Source organism: Bradyrhizobium sp. LB8.2 (genome assembly GCF_040548035.1).
Taxonomy (GTDB): domain Bacteria; phylum Pseudomonadota; class Alphaproteobacteria; order Rhizobiales; family Xanthobacteraceae; genus Bradyrhizobium.
Genome location: NZ_JBEPQV010000016.1, coordinates 48788 through 71340, shown reverse-complemented (window position 1 = coordinate 71340; position 22553 = coordinate 48788). Strand labels below are relative to the sequence as shown.

The 22553-nt window shown below is 63.8% G+C and carries 24 protein-coding genes and 1 pseudogene; 11 read left to right on the top strand and 14 right to left on the bottom strand.

All coding sequences use genetic code 11. From position 1 onward, the window contains the following. Nucleotides 1–106: 106 nt before the first annotated feature. The 4 genes from ABIB06_RS20230 to ABIB06_RS20215 all read left to right on the top strand — a co-directional run bounded on the left by ABIB06_RS20230 (nt 107) and on the right by ABIB06_RS20215 (nt 1941). Nucleotides 107–691, top strand: coding sequence for a phosphatase PAP2 family protein (locus ABIB06_RS20230; RefSeq protein ID WP_354045947.1), 585 nt, complete (start codon nt 107–109; stop codon nt 689–691). Then, entirely contained in the window at nt 688–1035 is a 348-nt protein-coding gene (locus ABIB06_RS20225) for a DUF3147 family protein (protein ID WP_247347993.1), read from the top strand. The genes ABIB06_RS20230 and ABIB06_RS20225 overlap by 4 nt, the downstream gene beginning before the upstream one ends. Then, nucleotides 1035–1523, top strand: a complete 489-nt coding sequence (locus tag ABIB06_RS20220; RefSeq protein WP_247441907.1) for a DUF3147 family protein — start codon at nt 1035–1037, stop codon at nt 1521–1523. The genes ABIB06_RS20225 and ABIB06_RS20220 overlap by 1 nt, the downstream gene beginning before the upstream one ends. 169 nt (nt 1524–1692) lie before the next feature. Continuing rightward, nucleotides 1693–1941: a hypothetical protein gene (locus tag ABIB06_RS20215; protein ID WP_247347989.1), complete on the top strand. Its 249-nt coding sequence runs from the start codon at nt 1693–1695 to the stop codon at nt 1939–1941. Nucleotides 1942–2078: 137 nt separating this feature from the next. Here the strand turns inward: ABIB06_RS20215 and ABIB06_RS20210 are convergent, their stop codons facing one another. Both ABIB06_RS20210 and ABIB06_RS20205 read right to left on the bottom strand, forming a co-directional pair. After that, the gene (locus ABIB06_RS20210) at nt 2079–2285 is read right to left on the bottom strand and encodes a hypothetical protein (RefSeq protein ID WP_247441909.1); all 207 of its coding nucleotides are present in this window, start codon (nt 2283–2285) and stop codon (nt 2079–2081) included. A 348-nt stretch (nt 2286–2633) separates the two neighbouring features. Continuing rightward, a complete protein-coding gene (locus ABIB06_RS20205) occupies nt 2634–2828 on the bottom strand; it encodes a hypothetical protein (RefSeq protein ID WP_247347985.1) in 195 nt (64 codons plus the stop codon). Nucleotides 2829–2924: 96 nt separating this feature from the next. On the opposite strand from ABIB06_RS20205, the gene ABIB06_RS20200 reads away from it, so the two are divergent. Then, nucleotides 2925–3437, top strand: a complete 513-nt coding sequence (locus ABIB06_RS20200; protein WP_354045942.1) for a DUF4142 domain-containing protein — start codon at nt 2925–2927, stop codon at nt 3435–3437. 5 nt (nt 3438–3442) lie between these two features. On the opposite strand, the gene ABIB06_RS20195 is transcribed toward ABIB06_RS20200, so the two are convergent. Beyond that, the gene (locus ABIB06_RS20195; RefSeq protein WP_354045941.1) at nt 3443–3739 is read right to left on the bottom strand and encodes a hypothetical protein; all 297 of its coding nucleotides are present in this window, start codon (nt 3737–3739) and stop codon (nt 3443–3445) included. Nucleotides 3740–4021: 282 nt separating this feature from the next. On the opposite strand from ABIB06_RS20195, the gene ABIB06_RS20190 reads away from it, so the two are divergent. Beyond that, complete coding sequence (locus tag ABIB06_RS20190; protein ID WP_247347979.1) at nt 4022–10312, top strand: HAMP domain-containing protein; 6291 nt, start codon at nt 4022–4024, stop codon at nt 10310–10312. Between the two features lie 13 nt (nt 10313–10325). Next, the gene (locus ABIB06_RS20185; RefSeq protein WP_247441916.1) at nt 10326–11816 is read left to right on the top strand and encodes an HWE histidine kinase domain-containing protein; all 1491 of its coding nucleotides are present in this window, start codon (nt 10326–10328) and stop codon (nt 11814–11816) included. Here the strand turns inward: ABIB06_RS20185 and ABIB06_RS20180 are convergent. Next, on the bottom strand, nt 11813–12034 hold the full coding sequence (locus ABIB06_RS20180; protein WP_354045938.1) for a hypothetical protein: 222 nt from the start codon (nt 12032–12034) through the stop codon (nt 11813–11815). The two genes, ABIB06_RS20185 and ABIB06_RS20180, sit on opposite strands and share 4 nt — an antisense overlap. 141 nt (nt 12035–12175) lie before the next feature. Between ABIB06_RS20180 and ABIB06_RS20175 the strand changes: the two genes are divergently transcribed. Together ABIB06_RS20175 and ABIB06_RS20170 are read left to right on the top strand one after the other, a co-directional pair. After that, complete coding sequence (locus ABIB06_RS20175; protein WP_247347974.1) at nt 12176–12433, top strand: hypothetical protein; 258 nt, start codon at nt 12176–12178, stop codon at nt 12431–12433. A gap of 93 nt (nt 12434–12526) precedes the next feature. Further along, nucleotides 12527–12772 (top strand): hypothetical protein, encoded by a 246-nt coding sequence (locus ABIB06_RS20170; RefSeq protein WP_247347973.1) that lies wholly within the window; start codon nt 12527–12529, stop codon nt 12770–12772. 135 nt (nt 12773–12907) lie between these two features. On the opposite strand, the gene ABIB06_RS20165 is transcribed toward ABIB06_RS20170, so the two are convergent. Further along, nucleotides 12908–13114, bottom strand: a complete 207-nt coding sequence (locus ABIB06_RS20165) for a hypothetical protein (protein WP_354045936.1) — start codon at nt 13112–13114, stop codon at nt 12908–12910. Nucleotides 13115–13132: 18 nt separating this feature from the next. Then, nucleotides 13133–13355, bottom strand: a pseudogene (locus tag ABIB06_RS20160) (hypothetical protein). Between the two features lie 116 nt (nt 13356–13471). Here ABIB06_RS20160 and ABIB06_RS20155 point away from each other — a divergent pair. Both ABIB06_RS20155 and ABIB06_RS20150 read left to right on the top strand, forming a co-directional pair. Continuing rightward, a complete protein-coding gene (locus ABIB06_RS20155; protein ID WP_247327823.1) occupies nt 13472–13666 on the top strand; it encodes a DUF3072 domain-containing protein in 195 nt (64 codons plus the stop codon). Between the two features lie 87 nt (nt 13667–13753). Further along, nucleotides 13754–14071, top strand: coding sequence for a DUF6496 domain-containing protein (locus ABIB06_RS20150; RefSeq protein ID WP_354045934.1), 318 nt, complete (start codon nt 13754–13756; stop codon nt 14069–14071). 15 nt (nt 14072–14086) lie between these two features. On the opposite strand, the gene ABIB06_RS20145 is transcribed toward ABIB06_RS20150, so the two are convergent. The 8 genes from ABIB06_RS20145 to ABIB06_RS20110 form a co-directional block, all read right to left on the bottom strand. Continuing rightward, complete coding sequence (locus ABIB06_RS20145) at nt 14087–14449, bottom strand: hypothetical protein (protein ID WP_247441924.1); 363 nt, start codon at nt 14447–14449, stop codon at nt 14087–14089. 272 nt (nt 14450–14721) lie between these two features. Further along, complete coding sequence (locus ABIB06_RS20140; RefSeq protein WP_354045932.1) at nt 14722–16257, bottom strand: Do family serine endopeptidase; 1536 nt, start codon at nt 16255–16257, stop codon at nt 14722–14724. Between the two features lie 117 nt (nt 16258–16374). Beyond that, entirely contained in the window at nt 16375–16587 is a 213-nt protein-coding gene (locus ABIB06_RS20135) for a hypothetical protein (RefSeq protein ID WP_354045930.1), read from the bottom strand. A gap of 182 nt (nt 16588–16769) precedes the next feature. Beyond that, a complete protein-coding gene (locus tag ABIB06_RS20130; protein ID WP_354068479.1) occupies nt 16770–18626 on the bottom strand; it encodes a putative bifunctional diguanylate cyclase/phosphodiesterase in 1857 nt (618 codons plus the stop codon). 266 nt (nt 18627–18892) lie between these two features. Next, nucleotides 18893–19630 carry a ribulose-phosphate 3-epimerase gene (gene rpe / locus ABIB06_RS20125; RefSeq protein ID WP_354045926.1) on the bottom strand — a complete coding sequence of 246 codons (738 nt, stop codon included), beginning with the start codon at nt 19628–19630 and terminating at the stop codon, nt 18893–18895. Further along, nucleotides 19627–20562, bottom strand: a complete 936-nt coding sequence (gene cbbX, locus ABIB06_RS20120; RefSeq protein ID WP_354045924.1) for a CbbX protein — start codon at nt 20560–20562, stop codon at nt 19627–19629. The genes rpe and cbbX overlap by 4 nt, the downstream gene beginning before the upstream one ends. A gap of 99 nt (nt 20563–20661) precedes the next feature. Beyond that, nucleotides 20662–21069, bottom strand: a complete 408-nt coding sequence (locus ABIB06_RS20115; protein ID WP_354045922.1) for a ribulose bisphosphate carboxylase small subunit — start codon at nt 21067–21069, stop codon at nt 20662–20664. 11 nt (nt 21070–21080) lie between these two features. Further along, the gene (locus ABIB06_RS20110; protein ID WP_247347957.1) at nt 21081–22541 is read right to left on the bottom strand and encodes a form I ribulose bisphosphate carboxylase large subunit; all 1461 of its coding nucleotides are present in this window, start codon (nt 22539–22541) and stop codon (nt 21081–21083) included. Between the last annotated feature and the right edge of the window lie 12 nt (nt 22542–22553).

Here is a 22553-nt window from a genome sequence, read left to right as displayed (position 1 = left end):
TTTCCGAGGACGCCGGCTTGCATATGCCACGAGGCAGAGCTCAGGAACCTTCTTTGCCTCCGGGCTTTGCAAGACCGTCATGGGGAGACATCACGCTTGCAGACCGATGGCCTTAGTCAACGTCAAACCTACCCGGATCGACGTCGCGATCGCGAACGAGATCGCTGATCACACCAATTCAGGCGTCGAGCACACCGCGCAGACATTAACCTGGGCGGCCGACGAGCACGTGCTGCTCGCGCTGGCCGCAGCGGGGTGGCTCTATGCTCATATTTGGCAGCCGCAACAGCGGCCCGTGGCAAATCACGTTCTGGCTGTGTCGCTAGCGACGGCCGTTCTGCCTCATGTCCTGAAATCCGTGTTCGATCAGATCAGGCCAGACCGGCTGACCATACGCGGACACCGACATGGAGTACCCGTCTCAGGACAGGCGCGCGACGCCTTCCCGTCCGGTCACGCGGTCCATATGGGCGCACTTGCGTCGGCTGCGGGCTTGCTGCCCGAAGCGCCGCGTCGATTGGTGCGCACGGTTGCGGTCGCGCTTTCGCTGACACGGATCGCGGTGCTCGCGCATTGGGCAAGCGACGTCGTCGCAGGATTTGCGCTTGGCGCGGCCGTAGAGAGACTTTTGCGGCCATGGACACTGACGCGATCGTTCCGCGAGCAGGTCAATCGGCGGGAACGGCCGTGACCGAATATGTCCTGCGATTCATTGCCGGTGGCGTCATCGTCTCCGCCTTTGCGATCTTCGGCGATATGCTCAAACCCAAAAGCTTTGCGGGGCTGCTCGGCGCAGCGCCGTCAGTCGCACTGGCGACGCTCGGCATCGCCGTCGTCCAGCACGGCCCGCAATATGCTGCGGCCGAAAGCTGGACGATGATCTATGGCGCGGTCGCGCTCGGCTGCTACAGCGTTGTCGTCTGCCATCTGCTGATCGGATACCGTGTGTCCGCGCTGCCCGCGACCGTCCTCGCTGTTGTCGTGTGGCTTGCGGTCGCCTTCGGCCTGCTCGCCGGCTTCGGAGGTGCGGCCTGATGCCGGTCAAGCTGTCACTCTCCGCGCTAAAGCAGACACGCTGGTACGAATACGGCATTCGTTTCCTGCTCGGTGGCCTGGCGACCGTGCTCACGGGGATACTGGGAGCGCGCTTCGGTGTGTCCGTCGGCGGACTATTCCTTGCGCTTCCCGCCATCTTCTGCGCGAGCGCCACGCTGGTCGAAAGCCATGAGCGCCGCACCAAGGAGAAGGCCGGCCTCAGCGGCACGCGCCGCGGGCAAGAGGCCGCCGCGCTCGACGCGGCTGGCGCCGCTTGGGGAAGTGTCGGTCTCCTGGCATTCGCCGCCGTCTTCCATCTCACCGTGACTTCGAGCGTTCCGGGCGCTTTCGCTGCAGCGTTGATAGTCTGGGCCGTCGTTTCGGTATTGGCCTGGTGGCTCAGGCGCAAGCTTCGCATCGTCTCCCGCAAACCGCACCGATCAGCCCATTCGCTGTCGGCAAAGAGCCCTCCCCTCGCGAAGCGTTAGCTCGCTTTCGCTTGCGTCGAAGGCTGCAATCTCGGCGGTTGAAGGCCCAGGCTGTTGGCCCAGCGCTCTACCTGCTCGATGACCATCTGGTGGCTCGGATTTTGTGGAACCCTCGTGGAATGAGTTTGTTGAGTGGATTACTCAACATACTCATTTTGGGTGATTGACCATGAACGACCTTCGCGCCGAGCGGCTCCAGGTCATGCTGTCACCAGAAGAACTGGCCGCGGTGGACGACTTCCGGTTCAAACATCGCATGCCGACGCGAGCCGCGGCGGTACGCGAGCTCCTCAAGCTCGGACTGGCCGCCGCCGGGGTCGATGCAGGGGCTAATGTCAAATCGAGCAGGTTCGGGGTTTTCGGGCGCGGACCGGACGGCCACACGCACCCGCATCCGCAGCGCGAGTCCGAAGATTAGCCCGGCCTGATGCTCAAGCAAACGGCCCCGGCGCGGGGTGCCAGGGCCGTCCTTGGAGATTGCTTCCGGATCACCGGGGGCATGACAACCGGAAGCAATCCCTCGACTCTTCGCGCAGGGATTCGTTCCTCGTGGAATTAGCCGCTCGGCGCGTCGCCGGAATCATCCGGCACCATGCCGGAGCCGGGTGTCTTGCTGTTGTCGTTCAACTTGGGATCGCGCGTGGCCTCGCGAGAGGGCGAGCCCTCTCGCTTCGACTTGTGCACCGTTTGCGCGCGCTGCTTGTCCCGCGGCTGCTGTTCACCGCGCTGATCTCTGATCATGCCTTGGTCGGAATGGGCCATGATATGCTCTCGCCTCTCTCGTGTCGTCTCGAAGCGCTTACGCGCCTGAGCCTCGAAGGTTCCGAGAGCAAGAGAGGCTGCGGCTAGCTGTGGGCCGCGTGGACTGCGGCCGATGCATTTTCATGATGCACCTGCCGCACCGTCGTCACCGTCGCAAATGCGACCGAGACGCCAAAGGCGAAAATGAGAGAAAGAAGAGCCAGACGTGGGCGTGTAGCCATCGCAAACCTCCTTCTGGAATTAAATTCCTGGAATCAAAAAATAACGCGATCGACTGCTCCCGAATAATGAATTGGTGGCTTGCGTTCCGTGAGCCGTCTCACACGCAGATTCACGGAAACGAGAGCGTCACGCCTCCTGCCTTTGACGGCTGCGGGCCGCAACGGGCGGCACCTCGCCGTCGAGCCAGTCCTGCTCGTTCGCGAGTGCCGTCCACGCCTCCGCCATGCGCAAGAAGCGGTTGTGAGCCGGCTGTCCTTGGGACCGTTCAGCGAGCTGAAGGCAGTTGTCGGCGTTGTCTCTGAAAGTGTCGGATCGTTTCATGAAGGTAAAATTGGGGACGGAACCTGGGCGCTGCAACAGCCCTTACGAGATCGTAACATTTGCGGAACTTTGGTCACCATCCGCTATTGGCTATCCATGCGGATTCTTGTCGCGATAGTCCTCGCCTCCATCAGCACTGCAGCGCTTGCCGATAGCACCGCCGAGCACAGTCCGGCCGGCCGCGCGCCGACCGCAACCGAGGTCATCAGCGACCTCTACACGTTCAGCCGCTTCCAGCAGGGTCTGCTGGAGAGCACCGACCTGAAGGGCAATGCCGAGGTCAAGAACCTCGCCGCCCTGCGTGCCGAAGAAGCAGCCCAGCGCGACAAGGCCCTGAAGCCGATCCAGGAGGCGATCGGCACTGAACCGCGCGTCGCCAAGACGACCCCCGCGGGCGCGAGCCTGGTCGAGCCCGAAACCTCGGACGGGCCAACTTTCGTCAAAAGCTTCTATGCCGCGCAGATTCCCGAATATGAATCGGTGATCGACCTGCTCGAACGCTATCTCAAGGCACCCGATGATGCCGCGCTTGCGGCGTTCGCGCGCGAGCAGCTCCCGATGTTGCGCTCGCAGGTCAAGGACGCCGAGCGCACCATGGCGGACAAATAGCCCCTTTACTTGTCGTTCGGATGATGTTGCTGGCTCTCCGGCCGCACCGTACGGTCGCTCTCCGGCATTCTGTCCCGGCCGGCATCCCCATTGTCATCCTTGCCGCCCGAGCTCGAGGTGCCGCTACCGCTGGGGTTCGACCGGGTCGACGTGCCCGTGGTCGGCGTATCCGCCCGTGGCGTGGCGGAGCTTGCGGCGGGATCGCCGGTCACGGCGCCGCGACCGCTGGGCGCACCGCTCTGCGCCAAAGCCGATCCGGCAAACACCATCACAGTCACGACGACGGCAAATCCGGCTTTCATATGCGCTCTCCCTGCATTTGCGGGCTAACGGGAGGGCCGCCACTCCGTTCCTGAAGCCAACTGTCCCTTGCAATGGCGCGTTGAAGGGGGACCTTCGGCCCGAAAATTTTGGAACCCGATGGAACCATTTCGGTCCGTCGCGATTGTTTCCGTTGGGCTGAGCAAAGCAGGTTCCATTTCCTGGTGCCGTACGTTGGCGCTTGATTTCGAATTGAGCTGAAGCTCTATTTTGATCAATCGCGTCTTGCCTGGGATTCGGCCGGCGCCTGCGGGGGAATGAGTATGAGCGACGTCGAAACCGGAACTGCATCACGCTCCGGTCGTCGCGGCCCAAAGCCAAAGAACAACGGTATGTCGGAGCCGGATTCCCGGGCAGAATTGCTGCTTGCCCTCCAGGCCATGCGCAACGGCGATTTCTCGGTGCGCATGAGCGGCGACTATCTCGGCATTGACGGCAAGCTCGCCGACACTTTCAACGAAATCATCGCCGCCAATCAGCGCATGGCGCAGCAGCTCGAGCTGGTCGGCCAGGTGGTGGGCCGCGAGGGCAAGACGCGGCAGCGCGTGAAGTTCGGCCTCGCCTCCGGCTCCTGGGCCGACATGGAAGGCTCGGTCAACACATTGATCGACGATTTGTTGTGGCCAACCCGCGAGGTGACGCGCGCGGTCGCAGCCGTGGCGCAAGGCGACCTGATCCAGACCGTCAAGCTCGACGTCGACGGCCGTCCGCTCCGCGGCGAATTCCTGCAGTCCGCGACCATCGTCAACACCATGATCAAGCAGCTCGGCGTGTTCACCTCCGAGGTGACGCGCGTCGCGCGTGAGGTCGGCACCGAGGGCAAGCTCGGCGGCCAGGCCCAGGTGCCGGAAATGACTGGCGTCTGGAAGGATTTGACCGAGAGCGTCAACTCGATGGCGAACAACCTGACCAACCAGGTTCGCAACATTGCCGAGGTGACGATCGCTGTGGCCAACGGCGACTTGTCCAAGAAGATCACGGTGGACGTCCGCGGCGAGATCCTTCAGCTCAAGGAAGCCATCAACACGATGGTGGACCAGCTCCGCTCCTTCGCTTCCGAAGTGACGCGCGTGGCGCGCGAGGTCGGCACCGACGGCAAGCTCGGCGGCCAGGCCATCGTGCCCGGCGTCGCCGGTACCTGGAAGGACCTGACCGATTCCGTGAACGCGATGTGCGGCAACCTCACCGCCCAGGTCCGCAACATCGCCAACGTCACCACCGCCGTTGCGCGCGGCGACTTGTCGCGCAAGATCACGGTGGACGTGCGCGGCGAGATCCTGGAGCTGAAGGACACCATCAACACCATGGTGGACCAGCTCAACTCCTTCGCCTCCGAAGTGACGCGCGTGGCGCGCGAGGTCGGCACCGAGGGCAAGCTCGGCGGCCAGGCCCAGGTGCCTGGTGTCGCCGGCACCTGGAAGGACCTCACCGACAACGTCAACTTCATGGCGTCGAACCTGACGGCCCAGGTCCGCAACATCGCCGACGTCGCGACCGCCATCGCGGGCGGCGACCTCTCGAAGAAGATCACGGTGAACGTGTCGGGCGAGATCCTTCAGCTGAAGGAAACGCTGAACACCTGCGTGGACCAGCTCAACGCCTTCGCCGGCGAAGTGACGCGTGTGGCGCGCGAGGTCGGCACCGAAGGCCGCCTCGGCGGCCAGGCCAATGTGCTCGGCGTCGCCGGCACCTGGAAGGATCTCACCGAGAGCGTCAACTCGATGGCGTCGAACCTGACCGCGCAGGTCCGCAACATCGCCGAGGTGACGACGGCGGTTGCCGGCGGCGACTTGTCGAAGAAGATCACCGTGGACGTGCGCGGCGAAATCCTGGAGCTGAAGGACACCATCAACACCATGGTGGACCAGCTCAACGCCTTTGCCGGTGAAGTGACGCGCGTCGCGCGCGAAGTCGGCACCGAAGGCAAACTCGGCGGCCAGGCCCAGGTGCGCGGCGTCGCCGGCACCTGGAAGGACCTCACCGACAGCGTCAACTCGATGGCGTCGAACCTGACCGGGCAGGTCCGCAACATCGCCGAAGTCGCGACCGCTGTGGCCAAGGGCGATTTGTCGAAGAAGATCACCGTCAACGTGTCCGGCGAAATCCTTCAGTTGAAGGAAACGCTCAACACCATGGTGGACCAGCTCAACGCCTTCGCCGGCGAAGTCACGCGCGTTGCGCGCGAAGTCGGCACCGAAGGCAAGCTCGGTGGACAAGCCGAAGTGCCCGGCGTCGCCGGCACCTGGAAGGACCTCACCGACAGCGTCAACTCGATGGCTGGCAACCTCACCGCGCAGGTCCGTAACATCGCCGAAGTGGCGACCGCGATCGCCGGCGGCGACTTGTCCCGCAAGATCACGGTGGACGTGCGCGGCGAGATCCTTCAGCTCAAGGACACCTTGAACACGATGGTCGACCAGCTCAACCGCTTCGCGGGCGAGGTGACGCGCGTGGCGCGCGAGGTCGGCACCGAAGGCCGCCTCGGCGGCCAGGCCAACGTGCCCGGCGTCGCCGGCACCTGGAAGGACCTCACCGACAGCGTCAACTCGATGGCGGGCAACCTCACCGCCCAGGTCCGCAACATCGCCGAGGTGACCACCGCCGTGGCGCGCGGCGATCTCTCGCGCAAGATCACCGTCGACGTGCGCGGCGAGATCCTCGAGCTGAAGAACACCATCAACACCATGGTGGACCAGCTCAACGCCTTTGCCGGCGAAGTCACGCGCGTTGCGCGCGAGGTCGGCACCGAAGGCAAGCTCGGCGGCCAGGCCGAGGTGCCCGGGGTTGCCGGCACCTGGAAGGACCTCACCGACAACGTCAACTTCATGGCCTCGAACCTGACGGCCCAGGTCCGCAACATCGCCGAGGTCGCAACCGCGATCGCGGGCGGCGACCTGTCGAAAAAGATCACGGTGGACGTGCGCGGCGAGATCTTGCTGCTCAAGGACACCTTGAACACCATGGTCGAGCAGCTCCGCTCCTTCGCGGCCGAAGTGACGCGCGTCGCGCGCGAGGTCGGCACCGAAGGCCGGCTCGGCGGCCAGGCCGTGGTCCCCGGCGTCGGCGGCACCTGGAAGGACCTCACCGACAACGTCAACCTTTTGGCCGCGAACCTCACCACGCAGGTCCGCAATATCGCCGAGGTCACCACTGCGGTGGCGCGCGGCGACTTGTCGCGCAAGATCACCGTGGACGTGAAGGGCGAAATCCTCGAGCTGAAAAACACCATCAACACCATGGTGGACCAGCTCAATGCCTTCGCCGGCGAAGTGACCCGCGTCGCGCGCGAGGTCGGCACCGAAGGCGAACTCGGCGGCCAGGCCCAGGTGCCCGGCGTCGCCGGCACCTGGAAGGATCTCACCGACACCGTCAACTTCATGGCGGCGAACCTGACCGAGCAGGTCCGCGGCATCGTCAAGGTGGTGACCGCGGTCGCCAACGGCGACCTCAAGCAGAACCTGACGGTGAAATCGAAGGGCGAGGTCGCGGCGCTCGCCGACACCATCAACAACATGACCGAGACGCTCGCGACCTTCGCCGACCAGGTGACGTCGGTGGCGCGCGAGGTCGGCGTCGAGGGGCGGCTGGGCGGTCAGGCCGACGTGCCCGGCGCCGCCGGCACCTGGAAGGATCTCACCGGTAACGTCAACCTCCTGGCGGCCAATCTCACCTCGCAGGTGCGCGCGATCGCGGAGGTCGCAACCGCGGTGACCAAGGGCGACCTGACGCGGTCGATCCAGGTCGACGCCCGCGGAGAGGTCTCGGAGCTCAAAGACAACATCAACACGATGATCACGAACCTCCGTCTGACGACGGACGTGAACACCGAGCAGGACTGGCTGAAGACCAATCTTGCGAAATTCACCAACATGCTCCAGGGCCAGCGCGACCTCACCACCGTCGGCCGGCTGCTGCTCACCGAATTGTCGCCGCTGGTGAACGCGCATACCGGCGTGATCTATCAGGTCGAAAACGAGGATAGCCCGCAGCTTCTGCTGCTCGCTTCCTATGCCGGCGACGGCATCTATCCGTATCAGCGCGTGCTGCCGCTCGGCGACGGCCTGATCGGCCAATGCGCGATCGACAAGCGTCCGCGCGTGATCGCGGACATTCCGGCCGACGTGGTGCCGATCAATTCGGCACTGCTCCGGGTCGCCCCGAAGAACCTCGTGGTGCTGCCGGTGCTGTTCGAAGGCCAGGTCAAGGCGGTGATCGAGCTGGCCTCGCTCACCTCGTTCACGACTTCGCAGATGACGTTCCTGGAGCAGCTCACCGACTCGATCGGCATCGTGCTCAACTCGATCGAAGCGACGATGCAGACCGAAGGTTTGCTCAAGCAGTCGCAACAGCTCGCCGGCGAACTCCAGACCCAGCAGCGCGAGTTGCAGCAGACCAACGACCAGCTCGAACAGAAGGCGCAGCAGCTCGCCGAGCGCAACGTCGAGGTCGAGCGCAAGAATCAGGAGATCGAGCAGGCCCGCCGCGCACTGGAGGAAAAGGCGACCGAGCTGGCACTCACCTCGAAGTACAAGTCCGAATTCCTCGCCAATATGAGTCACGAGCTGCGCACGCCGCTGAACTCGATCCTGATCCTCGGACAGCAGCTCACCGACAATCCGGACGGCAATCTCACCGGCAAACAAGTCGAATTCGCCCGTACCATCCACGGTGCCGGCACCGACCTGCTCAATCTCATCAGCGACATTCTCGATCTCTCCAAGATCGAATCCGGCACCGTGACGGTCGACGCCGAGGAAATCCTGACCGCGAACCTGCTCGATACCGTCGGGCGGCCGTTCCGTCACGAGGCGGAAAACCGCAACCTTTCGTTCAAGATCGACCTCGATCCGAATCTCGCGCGCAGCCTCGTCACCGACTCCAAGCGTCTGCAGCAGGTTTTGAAGAACCTGCTCTCCAACGCCTTCAAGTTCACCGCCGAGGGCGAAGTGCGCCTGAAGGTCGCCGCCGCGGTCGGCGGCTGGGGGACGGATCATCCCGTGCTGAACTCGGCGCCGGCCGTGATCGCATTCGAAGTGTCCGACACCGGCATCGGCATTCCCCTGGAGAAGCAGAAGCTGATCTTCGAGGCGTTCCAGCAAGCCGATGCGGGCACCAGCCGCAAATATGGCGGCACCGGCCTCGGCCTTGCGATTAGCCGCGAGCTCGCAAGCCTGCTCGGCGGCGAAATCCATCTGCGCAGCTTGCCGGGCAAGGGGTCGTGCTTCACGCTATACCTGCCGCTGAAATATTCCGGTCCGACGCTCGCACCGCGCCCTGCGCCCCAGCAACACAGCCAGCCGCCGGCGCTGCAGCCCGCCACGCCCGAACAGCAGCGCGTCATCGAGCAGCTCGCCGACGACCGGCTCAACCTCGAACCCGGCGACAGCATCCTGCTGATCGTCGAGGACGATCCGCATTATGCGCGTATTCTGATTGACCTTGCCCGGGACAAGGGTTTCAAGGTGCTGGTCGCCGCACGCGGCGCGGAGGCGCTGGAGCTTGCAAAGCAGTACCAGCCGCGCGCCGTCTCGCTCGACGTGTTCCTGCCTGATATGCTCGGCTGGACAGTGCTGAGCCAGCTCAAGCACAATCCGCTGACCCGCCACATCCCCGTGCAGGTCATCACGCTCGACGAGGATCGCCAGCATGCGCTGGCGCGCGGCGCCTTCTCCTTCGTCAACAAGCCGACGACGACCGAGGGCGTCTCGGCCGCGCTGACGCAGATCAAGGAATATGCGCGGCCGCGGCGCAAGCGGCTGCTGATCGTCGAGGACAACGAAGCCGAGCAGCTCTCGATCCGGGAGCTCCTGCATCACGACGATATCGAGATCGTGACGGCCGGCACCGGCGCCGACGCGCTCTCGATGCTGCGTGAGTCCCCCTGCGATTGCGTCGTGCTCGACCTGCGGCTGCCCGACATGAGCGGCTTCGAGGTGCTGGACCAGATCCGCAACGACGAGGCGCTGTCGAACGTCCCGGTCGTCGTCTTCACCGGCCGCGAGCTGTCCGCCGAGGAAGATGCGGAACTCCACACCATGGCGCGCAGCATCGTGGTCAAGGGCGTGGAATCACCGGAGCGCCTGCTCGACGAGACCGCGCTGTTCCTGCACCGCGTGATCACGGAATTGCCGGTCGAGAAACAGCGCATGCTCGAGAAGCTGAACAGTTCCGACGACGACCTGATCGGCAAGACCGCCCTCCTCGTCGACGACGACGCCCGCAACATTTTCGCGCTGTCGAGCGTGCTGGAACGGCGCGGCATGAAGGTGCTGACGGCGACCACCGGCAAGGAGGCGGTGACGCTGGTCGAATCCAATCCGGAGATCGCCATCGTGCTGATGGACATCATGATGCCGCAGATGGATGGCTATCAGACCATCGGCGTTATTCGTGAAGATCCGGCCTTCGCCCGTGTTCCGATCATCGCGTTGACGGCCAAGGCCATGAAGGGCGACCGCGAGAAATGCCTCGAAGCCGGCGCGTCCGACTACCTGGCCAAACCCGTCAACACCGATCAATTGCTGCTTGCAATCCGCATGTGGCTGCACCGCTGAGTTGGATGCCCGTATGGACCACCAAAAGGTCAACATCCTCCTCGTCGACGATCAGCCGGCCAAGCTGCTCGCCTATGAGGTGATCCTGAAGGATCTGGGCGAGAATCTCGTGATTGCCTCGTCGGGTCGCGAGGCTCTGGAGGTGCTGCTCAAGACCGAGATCGCGGTGATCCTGGTCGACGTCTGCATGCCCGAACTCGACGGCTTCGAACTTGCCGCGATGATCCGCGAGCATCCGCGCTTCCAGAAGACCGCGATGATTTTCATCTCGGCCATTCAAGTCAGCGACATCGACCGCCTGCGCGGCTACGAGATGGGCGCGGTCGACTACGTCCCGGTGCCGGTCGTGCCGGAGGTGCTGCGCGCCAAGGTCAAGGTGTTTGCCGAACTCTACCGCAAGACGCGCGAGCTCGAACGGCTGAATCAGGATCTCGAGGACCGCGTGCGTGCACGTACCGCCGAGCTTGAGAATTCCACCGCAAAGCTGCGCGAGAGCGAAGAGCGGCGTAGCATGGCGATCGCCGCCGGCAAGATGGGCTCCTGGGACTGGGACTGGATTACCGGCGACTGGATCTGGGACGAGGGGCAGTACCGCATCTTTGGCGTTGGCCCGGAGAGCTTCGAGGTGAACCCGGCCAACGTTCAGGCGCTGTTGCATCCCGATGAGGTCGATCAGTTGCGCAAGGCGATCGGCGAGTTCAACAAGGGCACGCGCGCCTATGAAACGGAGTTCCGCATCGTGCGGCCTGACGGCGATGTGCGCTGGTGTGTCGGCACGGCCGCCGCCACGGCCGACGATAGCGGTCGGGTTCTGCGCGTCAGCGGCGTGACGGTGGACATCACTGAACGCAAGCGCGCCGAGGAGCGGCAGAATCTCCTGGCGCGGGAAGTCGATCATCGCGCCAAGAACGCGCTGGCACTGGCGCAATCGATCGTGCGCCTCACCCGCGCGGACGAGGTCAAGGCCTATGTCAACGCCGTCGAGGGGCGCATCAATGCACTGGCGCGCGTGCATACGATACTGTCGCTGTCGAGTTGGCAGGGCGCCGAACTCTCGAAGCTGATCGACGAGGAGCTTGCGCCCTATTCCCTCGGCGGCCAGATCAAATTGGCAGGCCCCGAAGTTCAGTTGCTGCCGGCGACCGCCCAGACGCTGGCACTGGCGCTGCATGAGCTTTTCACCAACTCGGCAAAGTATGGCGCGCTCTCGACGCGGTCGGGACGGCTCGCGATCGGCTGGCAGGCCGAGGACGAGTTGCTCACGCTGACCTGGGAGGAGACCGGCGGCCCGCTTGTCAGGCCCCCGAAGTCCCGCGGCTTCGGCACGCGGAGCCTGCTTGCGAGCGTCGAGTCCCAGCTCGGTGGACAAGCGCATTTCGATTGGCGCGCCGAGGGCCTGCTGTGCCGCCTGGAGGTGCCGTTGATTCGCAAGACTGCCGCGACAACGACACCAGGCAAATTCGAAGACGCCAGCTCCGCCGAATTGCAGCGCGCATCCGGCTAGCCGGAGGACGCATTCGTCATGCCCTGCGCCGGACGCGGTTCGCGCGCGACGCGTCCTTCGAGCCAGGCTTCCGTTCGGGCGAGCTCGCGCAGCGCTTTTGCATAGCGGCGAGCAGCACTTCGCTCCGCGCCGCGGGGCAGCTTGCGCGCTTTGCCCAGGATGTCCGCGGCGGCGTTGCGATAGGCCAGCGAACGGTAAAGAAAGACCACCTTACCCATATCGAATGTTCCCGTGCTGTGACGTGTTCATCCTCGCAAAGCCGGCATGAACGTCGGATGAAGCGGGCAATGACAATTCGTTCATCCGGATGGAACCGGCGAGCGTCGCAGGCGTTGCATGCGAGATCGGGATAGAGTTCCATGCGCACGAAAAAGTCGTCGGACCTGATCTCTCCCAGCGGCCTCGTCAAGCTGATGACGCATGCGATGATGGGCGCAGCCCTCGGCCTCGCTTTCAGCCTCGTGCTCGTTCTGACCAATCCAGCCGTCGCCAACCTGCTCAGCCACGGCGGAAGCCAGGCCGCTGTCGCTTTCGCCCTCACATTGGCGACGACATTCGCGATCGGCGCGACACTCACCGGCGTCGTCTTCATCCTCGCAGAGGACAAGGAATCTTGAAAGGTGCGTGATGCAGCGGAGCTCCTGTGTTCGGAACTCCTGTGACCGAGCGCGGTTGGCTGCCTGCGTCAATTCAACTCAGGGAGTTCCCCCATGAAGACAACCAAGCTCGCTCTCGCCGTGATGTTGGCAACCGGCCTCGCCGCCGCGCCGTTCGCCGTGCAGGCAAAGTCGCACAAGGCGAAACATGGATCCTCCATGTCGTCGTCGCAGACCACGGGCGCCAACACCAAATCCTCCAAGGGCGCCGATCCCTCCGGTCAGGGCGGCTCCGGCCCCGGCTCCGACCAGGGCGGCACCATGACGCACAACAAGGGCGGCATGAGCAACACCAAGTAGCTGCTCGCCGACATTCAAGGAGGCCCCGCCATCGCGGGGCCTTTTTGCTTTGCGGGTTCGGCTGAACCCTTTCTCAGGCCGCTTCGCCAACCTCCGGCATCGACAAGCCCGCATGTCGCCCTGCGCGCATACGCTTCAACGACGGCCGCCGGTGAGGTCGGGATGACAGCCCGCACGATCTGATTTCACGAGATGAGCGAGCTGTCCGCTCTTGCGCACGATCAGGAGCTGGGCCGCGGCGTCGTCGAGCCCCTCGCGTTGCAGCTGCCGGATGGCCGAGCCCAGTTCGAGAATCTCGGCGCGCAGTCTCAAGATCCGGTACGTCGCCGGGTCTTCTTCCACGGCACACTCCCAAAGCTCTCAATGGCGCGCGATAGCACGCACGGGATTGCCGGCTTTCTTCGCGGAACGAAGGCGCATCCTGTCGCGGACATCCGGCAGGACATCGCCGCCACCTGCAGCCTTCCATTCGCCGATCAGAAGATTGATTTTCCAGCGCAGATCCATTTGCGGCCAGGGCCTTCTCCGTGCAGTCGCGATCGCGGTCGACGAGCTCGCGCACGGACGCCTCGACATCGGCCATTTCCAGCCTCAACGCACTGATTTTACGTCGAATTTCATTAATTCTGTTGTCCATGACTTGTTAGAACAAAATAAGAACATATAGTCAAGTCACGATTTCAGGTCCGGAGAAGCGACATGCAGGTTCAGGGTAAATACGATGCCAGGGCTTTCCTCACAGAGCAGATGACCCGGACACAGGGCCTCAGGCTGAAACGGCTCAGCGAAGAGGCCTATCAACCCGCGCAATATGCGCGGGACCTGTCCTCCAGTGAGGCAGCACGGCGCATCCAGGTGCTGGAAGCGGAGATCGAGCTGGCGAATTCGTTCTAGGCTACCCACTCAATCCAGGTCGCTGCGTGCCCGCTTTCGGAACCATGCCTGTCGCGGATGGTTCTCCCCGGCCAAGGGAGAACATGCATGGCACGCAAGGCAAAGAAGCGCCGCTACTCGCGCAGCTCCGGCAGCGATGTCGAAAGCGAGATGAAACGCTACAAGAAGGGCAGCGCGAAGAGCGGACCTGGCGGTCGAGGCGGACGCGTGAAGAGCCGCAAGCAGGCAATCGCGATCGGCCTGTCGAAGGCACGCAAGAAGGGCAAGAAGGTCCCGAAGAAGGCCGCGAAAAAGACCTCCAAGAAGAAGACCTCCAAGAAGACGAAGAAGATTTCGAAGAAAACGTCCAGGAAAACTTCGAAGAAAACGTCGAAGAAAACATCGAAGCGCAAATCCTCCAGATAGTCGCGCTGAACTCTGTCAGGTCATGCTGCCCGGCATGAAGCAGCGGATCGAAACGCCAAACGCGGTCTTCACCGGCCACACCATGGTTCGGCCGGCCCGGTTCGGCTCGGTGATCACGGCTTCGTCCGGGACCTCCACCCACTCCCCGTCGAGCCGCACCCGATAATGCCCGTTGTGCGAGTCCCAGTCGGGATCGGCGACGGCAAACCCATCCGCATCCGAGCAGCACGGACCGAGATGGCTGCGCAGGCCGTCGAACCACGGCTTGAGGGGTGAGTCCGCGTAGCGGCCGTCGTCGCGCCCGAGAGCGTTTCCACCCCACAGCACGAATGGCGCCACGAGCAGCGCAGTCCTCAGCGAGAGCTTCAATCGATCCATGTCGGCACCGATCAAATGCGAACTGCCGGCCAGCTAGCTCAGCGGCGGCAAGTTCGAAGTTCCACGCTTGCAATCGTCCCGGCGGCTTCATTGCCGCCGACTCCATACGAGATCCGCAATTGTGATGAGCGAACACGGCTTTTTCGGACGAACCGGGTCATCCTCTCTGCCGTTAACGAGAATGTTATCGGCGGCCATCCGGAATCCTGAAGGCAAACAGGAAAGGCGGCCCGTGGGCCGCCTTTTTGGATTTGCGCGGATCGACGTTCGACTTATGCGAGCGGCACCGCGACGAATCGGGTCGCCTGCGCGTTTCTGATCTGCAGCAGCACGCTGCGCTTGCCGGACGATTTCGCCTGCGCCAGCTCCGAACGGACATCACCGATATTGGCGACGGCCTTGCCGCCGACGTTGAGGATGACGTCGCCGGTCTGAATGCCGCGCTGCGCGGCCGGCCCTTGCGGATCGACTTCAGTGACGACGACGCCCTTCTGGCCGGCCCCCTGGACGTCGCCGGCCGGAGCCAGGCTGAGCCCGAGACGCGGCGTGCCGGCATCCGGCTGCGCCTTGCCCTCGTCGGCCTTAGCCTGCCGCTCGTTCGGCAATTCGCCGAGCGCCAGCGTCACCGTCTTGCTGTCGCCCTTGTGGACGACATCGAGCTTCACGGACGTGCCCGGTGCAAGCGTAGCGATAGTGCGGGCGAGATCGCGGGAGTCCTTGATCGCGGTGCCGTTGACGGCGGTGATGACGTCGCCCGCCTCGATGCCCGCCTTCGCTGCCGGGCTAGCGTCCTGCGGATTGTCCACGATCGCGCCGCGCGCCTCCTTGAGGCCGAGGCTGTCGGCGATATCCGATGTCACCGGCTGCACCTGCACGCCGAGCCAGCCGCGTGTCACCGCACCCTTGTCCTTCAACTGTGCGACGACGAGCTTTGCGGTCGAAGCCGGAATGTCGAAGCCGATGCCGACCGAGCCGCCGGAGGGCGAGAAGATCGCGGTGTTCACGCCAATCACGTTGCCGTTCATGTCGAACGCCGGACCGCCGGAATTGCCCTTGTTGATCGGTGCATCGATCTGGATGAAATCGTCATAGGGACCGTTGCCGATGTCGCGGCCGCTGGCCGAGACGATGCCGGCGGTCACGGTGCCGCCGAGGCCGAAGGGATTGCCGACCGCGACCACCCAGTCGCCGATGCGCGGCTTCTGGTCGGAGAATTTGACGAACGGAAAATCCTTCTTGCCCTCGACCTTGATCAGCGCGAGATCGGTCTTCGGATCGGTGCCGACCACCTTCGCGGTATAGGTCTGGCCGTCATCCATCGTCACCTGCACCGACTCAGCGTGGTCGACGACGTGGTTGTTGGTCACGGCATAGCCGTCGGCGGAGATGAAGAAGCCGGAGCCCTCACCCGTGATAGTCTGGTGGCGCTGGCGCGGCATGCCGTTCATGCCACCCGGACCACCGAAGCCGAATTGCCGTGAGAATTGGTCGAACGGCGTCGCCTCGTCCGAATCCATCCGGTTCTGTTGCAGCATCGCGCTCTTCTCGCTGTCCTGGTCGATTTTGACCCGCACCGAGATGACGGCGGATTTGACCTTGCTGACGAGATCGCCGAAGCCCTGCGGTGTCGTGGCGGTCTCCGCGGCCTGGGCGGGCGCAATGAAGGAGGTCGCGCTGAACGGCGAAGAGCCGGGAGCAGTCGCCAGCACGGCCAGGCCGAGCGCGGCCACGGTGCCGAGCAGCGCGAGCCGGCGCGGCCTCAGGATCTTGCGGGACGTGGTGGTGTCGGAATTGACGCGATCGTTCATGTCGATATGTCCATGTTGGGTAAGTCGCCTTGCACCCAACATGGTGGTCGCCACCTTACGGCGTCCCGTCCACGCGATTAAATCTTGGCAAAGAAGACACGGAGGCCGGACGAAATGTCACGCCGCGGCAGGCCTCTCCCACGCCGTGGCCGCGACAGCGTCCTCGTCATGTTGCGCATTGCACGCATCGTAATGTGCTTTGAGCTCAACTTCGGCGAGATATTCAAAATGTTCGGCCTGGCCGAGCAATTCCCAGTTCTGGAGCGGCCGGTAGGCGGCCTGCTGACGACAGAGGGACGCCAGCGCGCGATAACGACGTACGTTCTCCATGAGAGCCTCCCTCGCGTTCACAGGGGTTATGGCCCTTATTTGCGTCAGGGCGATGGCGGTCGTGCAAAAGATTCGCTGCGCCCGCAGCGCGCCCGGCTCGGTTGCGTCTAGGAAATGCGTATTCGAGCGAAAGTTCCAATCAGCGCGGACTTGACGCTCGAAATCCTGTCGCAGGCCAACGGCTAGGCGTAGAGGCGCCGCTCCACGGTCACGCCGACGACGTCGAGATAGCGCTCGATCAATTCGGGCCGGCCGATGAGATAGCCCTGCATCTCCTCGCAGGCCTCGCGCGCCAGGAAGGCGCGCTGCGCTTCCGTTTCCACCCCCTCGGCGACGACCGGGATATGCAGGGCGTGCGCGAGGCTCAAAACCGCGCGGACGATCTCGGCCGATTGCGGGCTCGCCTCGAGATTGGAGATGAAGCTGCGATCGATCTTGATCTTGTCGAACGGGAACGACTGGAGATAGGACAGTGAGGAGTAGCCGGTGCCGAAATCGTCCATCGCGATGCGGATGCCGAGCGCCTTCAACCGCCGCAGCAGATTGAGCGCGCGGGTGAAATCGCCGATCAGCACGCCCTCGGTAATCTCGACCTCGAGCCGCGTCGGGCTAAGCCCCGTCTCCAGCAGGATCTGATGGATCGAGCCTTCGAGGTCGCCGGCCTGGAACTGGACCGGCGACAGATTGACCGCCACCTGCAACGGCCGCGGCCACGACGCCGCCTCGCGGCACGCTTCGCGCAAGACCCACTCGCCGATCTGGATGATCAGACCATTCTCCTCGGCAAGTGGAATGAACTGGTCGCGCGGCACAAAGCCCCGCGTCGGGTGGTTCCAGCGCAGCAGCGCCTCGAAGCCGATGACCTCGCCGTTGATCCGCGCCTGCGGCTGGAAGTAGACGAATAGCTGGTTCTGCTCCACCGCCTGGCGCAGGTCATGCAACAGCAACCTGCGGTCGCGCAGCTCCCGGTCCATCTCGGACTCGAAGAAGCGGACCGTACCCCTGCCCTCGCGCTTGGCGCGATAGAGCGCGGAATCGGCATTTGCGAGCAGCGTGGCCGCATCCACGCCGTCATCCGGGTAGAGCGCGATGCCGACGCTTAAGCCGACATGGGAGAGATAGTCGTCGACCTCGAGCTCGTTACCGATCGCCTCGACGAGGCGCTCGCCGAGCGTCAGCACCTCTTCGCGGCAGACATCGTCCGGCACCAGGATCATGAATTCGTCGCCGCCAATGCGGGCGACGAAGGCGCCATCGGCTTCCGCTGCAAGACGCTCGGCCGCCGCGCGCATCAACATGTCGCCGACGGGATGGCCGAACACGTCGTTGACTTCCTTGAAGCGGTCGAGATCGAGGCTGAGCACCGCAAAACTGGTCGACGCCTCCTGCGCCCGTTCCAGCCGCTCGCTCAGCGCCGCATTGAACGCGCTGCGGTTCGGCAGATCGGTCAAGGCATCGTGGCGCGCGAGGTGGCTGATCCGTTCTTGAGTGGTGATGCGCTCGGTGACGTCCTCGATGACGCCAACCAGATATTGCGGGTCGCCGGCGCCGTCCGTGATCAGCATCTTGCGCGAATTGACGACGCGATCGTGGCCCTTGACGCCGACTTCGAGCAGATGCTCCTCGAGGAACATCGGCATGCCGCTGGCGACGACGCGACGATCCTGCTCGTTGACCATTCGGGCGACGTCGGCCCGAAAAATCTCCTCAGGTGTCCGGCCCAACATCTGTTCGCGCGGCACGCCGTAATAGTCCTCGCCAGCGCGGTTGAGCAGGATATAGCGCGAATCCCTGGCGCACTTCGCAAACACGGCGATCGGGATATTCTCGACGATGGTGTCGAGGAACTCCTGGGTCCGCAACAAATCCTGCTCGACCTCGTCATGCGTGTGTGCTCGCGCGTCGGTCATTCGCTGGCGTTCGCGGTCGCTCGCCTCATAGGCAGCGCTGACGAGCTCGCCCAGCTTGGCAAGATCGACTTGTCCGGTCGCGTCGGTGGCGCAGCGGAGCTGTTCGGCGAACAAGCGATGCATGCTCATGCCATCGCTCTCCGCCGCGTGCAGGCCTCATGCCCGCAGATATCTTCGATCCGCATCCCCGCGCTCTCTCAGCGTTCCTAAACCGCAGATTGAGACGCATAGCATTGCGCGGGCGTTAATCGAATTTTCGTCTCGATGCGTTGGTTACCCCGGCCTGAAACGAGCTGATCATTTTGTGCGTCATCCTCCGTATTTCTCCGGAGGAAAGTGGCACGCCTTGGCACAACCAGACCGGCGCCGGATCGGCCCCGCCTGTATACCGTATTTTACCGGATGAGCGCGGTCTCGCCGAGACGCGCCGGCCTTCCGGAGACATCCTGCAACTTCGGAACTCTGCCGGCCTCCGCCGCGCCGCGAATGGCCGCGATGTTCGCGGCATAGTCCGCGCTGCTCTTGCCGCGAAACACAGCGGAACCCGCCACAAGCGTATCGGCGCCCGCAGCGGTCACGGCAGCGGCATTGTCGCGCGTGATGCCGCCGTCAACCTCGAGCCGGATTGGACGGTCGCCGATCAAGCTTCGAATGCGCCTGATCTTCTCGAACTGGGACTCGAGGAAGGACTGGCCGCCAAAGCCCGGATTGACCGTCATCACCAGCACGAGATCGACACGATCGATCACGTATTCGATCACGGCTTCCGGCGTCGCTGGACAGAGGCTGACGCCGGCCTTCTTGCCGAGCGCGCGGATGGCCTGGAGCGAGCGGTCGAGATGGACGCCGGCTTCGGCATGCACCGTGATGACATCCGCACCGGCCTTCGCGAACGCTTCGAGATAGGGATCGGCCGGCGCGATCATCAGATGAACGTCAAAAATCTTCGCCGTCAGCGGCCGGATCGCCTTGATGACGTCGGCGCCGTAACTGATGTTCGGGACGAAATGCCCGTCCATGACGTCGCAATGAATCCAGTCGGCGCCCGCCGCGTCGATCGCAGCGATCTCCTCGCCGAGGCGCGCGAAATCCGCGGCCAGGATCGAAGGCGCGATGAGGATTTCTTTCGTCATGGCTTCGCACTCCTCTGCGCGTCCGCACCGCCGCTGAAAACGCGGCTCGCCAGGACGTCCATGGGATCGATCGTTTCGAGGTCGGCGATATCGAGCATGCGGTCGAGATCCGACACCAGGCGATCCGCCTGCCGCAGCCGGATGCGGTCGACGGCGTTGCGGATCGAGCGCGCATTGGAGAAGAACGGCTGGGTCCGGCGCAGCGCGATGTACTTCTCGAAAGCTTCACGCGCCGCCGCCGAGAGGCGATAGCCGCGCTCCCTCAGCATCAACTCGGCAATGACGAGAAGCTCTTCCTCCGCATAGTCCGGGAAATCGATGTGGTGCGCAATGCGCGAGCGGAAGCCCGGGTTAGAGGCGAAGAAGTTCGTCATCCGCTCGCCATAGCCGGCAAGGATGACGACGAGGTCCTCGCGCTGGTTCTCCATCACCTGGAGCAGAATCTCGATCGCCTCCTGGCCGTAGTCGCGCTCGTTGTCCGGCCGGTGCAGATAATAGGCCTCGTCGATGAACAGCACGCCGCCCATCGCCTTCTTCAGGATCTCCTTGGTCTTCGGCGCGGTGTGGCCGATATACTGGCCAACGAGATCGTCGCGCGTCACCGAGATCACCTGCCCGCGCCGCACGAAGCCGAGGCCGTGCAGGATCTTGGCCATGCGCAGCGCGACGGTCGTCTTGCCGGTGCCGGGATTGCCGGTGAACGACATGTGCAGTGTCGTCGGCGACGAAGCCAGTCCCGCGCGCTGCCGGATGCGTTCGATCAGCAAGAGCGACGCGATCTGGCGCACGCGGTTCTTCACCGGCTTCAATCCGATAAGCTCCTGCTCGAGCTGTTGCAGCGTGCCGGTGATGCCGGCAGCTTCGGCCTCCTTGCGGAGATCGAAATTGGTCTCGCCGGGCTCAGTGGTCATTGCGTGGGGAACATCCAGCATCGGCACCTCGAAGAAAAGGGCTTCGCCGCGGGGGGAGCGGCGAAGCAGTGGTCCGCCAAGGAAACGGAGCAGGGAGTGCTCCGCGCGGAGGAGAATGATTTAGGTTTGCGCGTGCGCGGCCGGCCGGCGCACGGTGGTGTAGCGGATCGCGCGTCCCCCCACCTCCTGCCGCACCAGCTCGAACTCGGCCTCCTGCGGCGGGCGGTTGACGAGGAACGAGGTCCGCACCGATTCCCAACCAGGGCTGGAGTCGAAGCCGCTGAGGCGGATGTAACGGTCGCCATACACTCTGCGGCATTCGGCGAGCTCCATCATCACGCCGGCGGCGTCCTGAAGATCGAACATGGGCAGACCCCACATCTCCCAATAGGTGTTGCGGGGATGCGGATCGTCGGTGAACTCGATGTTCACCGCCCAGCCTTTGGTGAGGCAATACTGCACCTGCTTGGTGATCTGATCGTCGGTCAGATCGGGCAGGAACGAGAAGCAGCCTTGGGTCAGCTTCATGTCAAATCTCCTCAAACGGTTTCGAGCGCGGTCGGCACGAAGTCCGGCGTGTCGGTGGATTGATAATTGAAGGAGACGTCCTTCCAGACCTCGAGCGCAGCTTTCAGCGGCGTGCAAGTCTCGGCCGCCCTGGCCAGGATCTCCGGACCTTCATGGACGTAGTCGCGGCCCTCGTTGCGGGCGAGGATCATCGCTTCCAGCGCCACGCGGTTAGCGATCGCGCCGGCCGCGATGCCCATGGGATGGCCGATGGTACCGCCGCCGAATTGCAGCACGACATCCTCGCCAAGGAGATCGAGCAGCTGGTGCATCTGGCCGGCATGGATGCCGCCGGAGGCGACCGGCATCATCTTGTTCAGGCTCGCCCAGGACTGGTCGAAGAACAGGCCATGTTCGAGCTTGGTCGGGTTGAAGTCTTCGCGGCAGACATCGTAATAGCCACGCGTGGTGTTGGGATCGCCTTCGAGCTTGCCGACCACGGTGCCGGCATGGATGTGGTCGACGCCGGCAAGGCGCATCCACTTGGCGATGACGCGGAACGACACGCCATGGCTCTTCTGCCGCGTATAGGTCGAGTGACCGGCGCGGTGCAGATGCAGGATCATGTCGTTGCGCCGCGCCCATTTCGCCATGGACTGGATCGCGGTGTAGCCGATCACGAGATCGATCATGACGATGCACGACCCGAGCTCTTTCGCGAACTCGGCGCGCTCGTACATGTCCTCCATCGTTCCCGCCGTGATATTCAGGTAGGTGCCCTTCGCCTCACCGGAGGCCGCCTGCGCCCGGTTCACCGCTTCCATGCAGTAGAGGAAACGGTCGCGCCAGTGCATGAAGGGTTGCGAGTTGATGTTCTCGTCATCCTTGGTGAAGTCGAGCCCGCCCTTCAGTGCCTCATAGACGACGCGGCCGTAATTGCGACCGGAAAGCCCGAGCTTCGGCTTCACCGTGGCGCCGAGCAGCGGCCTGCCGAACTTGTCGAGCCGCTCGCGCTCGACCACGATGCCGGTGGCCGGTCCCTGGAACGTCTTCACATAAGCGACCGGGAAACGCATGTCCTCCAGCCGCAACGCCTTCAGCGGCTTGAAGCCGAACACATTGCCGATGATCGAGGCCGAGAGGTTGGCGATCGAGCCCGGCTCGAACAGGTCGAGGTCATAGGCGATGTAGGCGAAATACGAGCCCGGCGTGCCCGGCACCGGATCGACGCGGTAACATTTTGCGCGATACTTTTCGGCGGCGGTCAGGCGATCGGTCCACACCACCGTCCAGGTCGCGGTCGAGGATTCACCGGCGACTGCGGCCGAAGCCTCGATCGGGTCGACGCCCTCCTGCGGCGTGACGCGGAACAGCGCGATGACATCGGTGTCCTTCGGCACATAGTCGGGCTCCCAATAGCCCATGCGCTTGTATTCCATCACGCCAGAGCGATATCTTTCCTTGCCGCGGACGGTTCCTGCGTGTGCATTCATGGCTCTCTCCTG

Bases quoted from the DNA above. Each gene is read 5' to 3' on its own strand.
- ABIB06_RS20230 (WP_354045947.1), top strand. From the start codon at position 107: ATGGCCTTAGTCAACGTCAAACCTACCCGGATCGACGTCGCGATCGCG.
- ABIB06_RS20220 (WP_247441907.1), top strand. From the start codon at position 1,035: ATGCCGGTCAAGCTGTCACTCTCCGCGCTAAAGCAGACACGCTGGTAC.
- ABIB06_RS20215 (WP_247347989.1), top strand. From the start codon at position 1,693: ATGAACGACCTTCGCGCCGAGCGGCTCCAGGTCATGCTGTCACCAGAA.
- ABIB06_RS20210 (WP_247441909.1), bottom strand. From the start codon at position 2,285: ATGGCCCATTCCGACCAAGGCATGATCAGAGATCAGCGCGGTGAACAG.
- ABIB06_RS20205 (WP_247347985.1), bottom strand. From the start codon at position 2,828: ATGAAACGATCCGACACTTTCAGAGACAACGCCGACAACTGCCTTCAG.
- ABIB06_RS20200 (WP_354045942.1), top strand. From the start codon at position 2,925: ATGCGGATTCTTGTCGCGATAGTCCTCGCCTCCATCAGCACTGCAGCG.
- ABIB06_RS20195 (WP_354045941.1), bottom strand. From the start codon at position 3,739: ATGAAAGCCGGATTTGCCGTCGTCGTGACTGTGATGGTGTTTGCCGGA.
- ABIB06_RS20190 (WP_247347979.1), top strand. From the start codon at position 4,022: ATGAGCGACGTCGAAACCGGAACTGCATCACGCTCCGGTCGTCGCGGC.
- ABIB06_RS20185 (WP_247441916.1), top strand. From the start codon at position 10,326: ATGGACCACCAAAAGGTCAACATCCTCCTCGTCGACGATCAGCCGGCC.
- ABIB06_RS20180 (WP_354045938.1), bottom strand. From the start codon at position 12,034: ATGGGTAAGGTGGTCTTTCTTTACCGTTCGCTGGCCTATCGCAACGCC.
- ABIB06_RS20175 (WP_247347974.1), top strand. From the start codon at position 12,176: ATGCGCACGAAAAAGTCGTCGGACCTGATCTCTCCCAGCGGCCTCGTC.
- ABIB06_RS20170 (WP_247347973.1), top strand. From the start codon at position 12,527: ATGAAGACAACCAAGCTCGCTCTCGCCGTGATGTTGGCAACCGGCCTC.
- ABIB06_RS20155 (WP_247327823.1), top strand. From the start codon at position 13,472: ATGCAGGTTCAGGGTAAATACGATGCCAGGGCTTTCCTCACAGAGCAG.
- ABIB06_RS20150 (WP_354045934.1), top strand. From the start codon at position 13,754: ATGGCACGCAAGGCAAAGAAGCGCCGCTACTCGCGCAGCTCCGGCAGC.
- ABIB06_RS20145 (WP_247441924.1), bottom strand. From the start codon at position 14,449: ATGGATCGATTGAAGCTCTCGCTGAGGACTGCGCTGCTCGTGGCGCCA.
- ABIB06_RS20140 (WP_354045932.1), bottom strand. From the start codon at position 16,257: ATGAACGATCGCGTCAATTCCGACACCACCACGTCCCGCAAGATCCTG.
- ABIB06_RS20135 (WP_354045930.1), bottom strand. From the start codon at position 16,587: ATGGAGAACGTACGTCGTTATCGCGCGCTGGCGTCCCTCTGTCGTCAG.
- ABIB06_RS20130 (WP_354068479.1), bottom strand. From the start codon at position 18,626: ATGAGCATGCATCGCTTGTTCGCCGAACAGCTCCGCTGCGCCACCGAC.
- rpe (WP_354045926.1), bottom strand. From the start codon at position 19,630: ATGACGAAAGAAATCCTCATCGCGCCTTCGATCCTGGCCGCGGATTTC.
- cbbX (WP_354045924.1), bottom strand. From the start codon at position 20,562: ATGCTGGATGTTCCCCACGCAATGACCACTGAGCCCGGCGAGACCAAT.
- ABIB06_RS20115 (WP_354045922.1), bottom strand. From the start codon at position 21,069: ATGAAGCTGACCCAAGGCTGCTTCTCGTTCCTGCCCGATCTGACCGAC.
- ABIB06_RS20110 (WP_247347957.1), bottom strand. From the start codon at position 22,541: ATGAATGCACACGCAGGAACCGTCCGCGGCAAGGAAAGATATCGCTCT.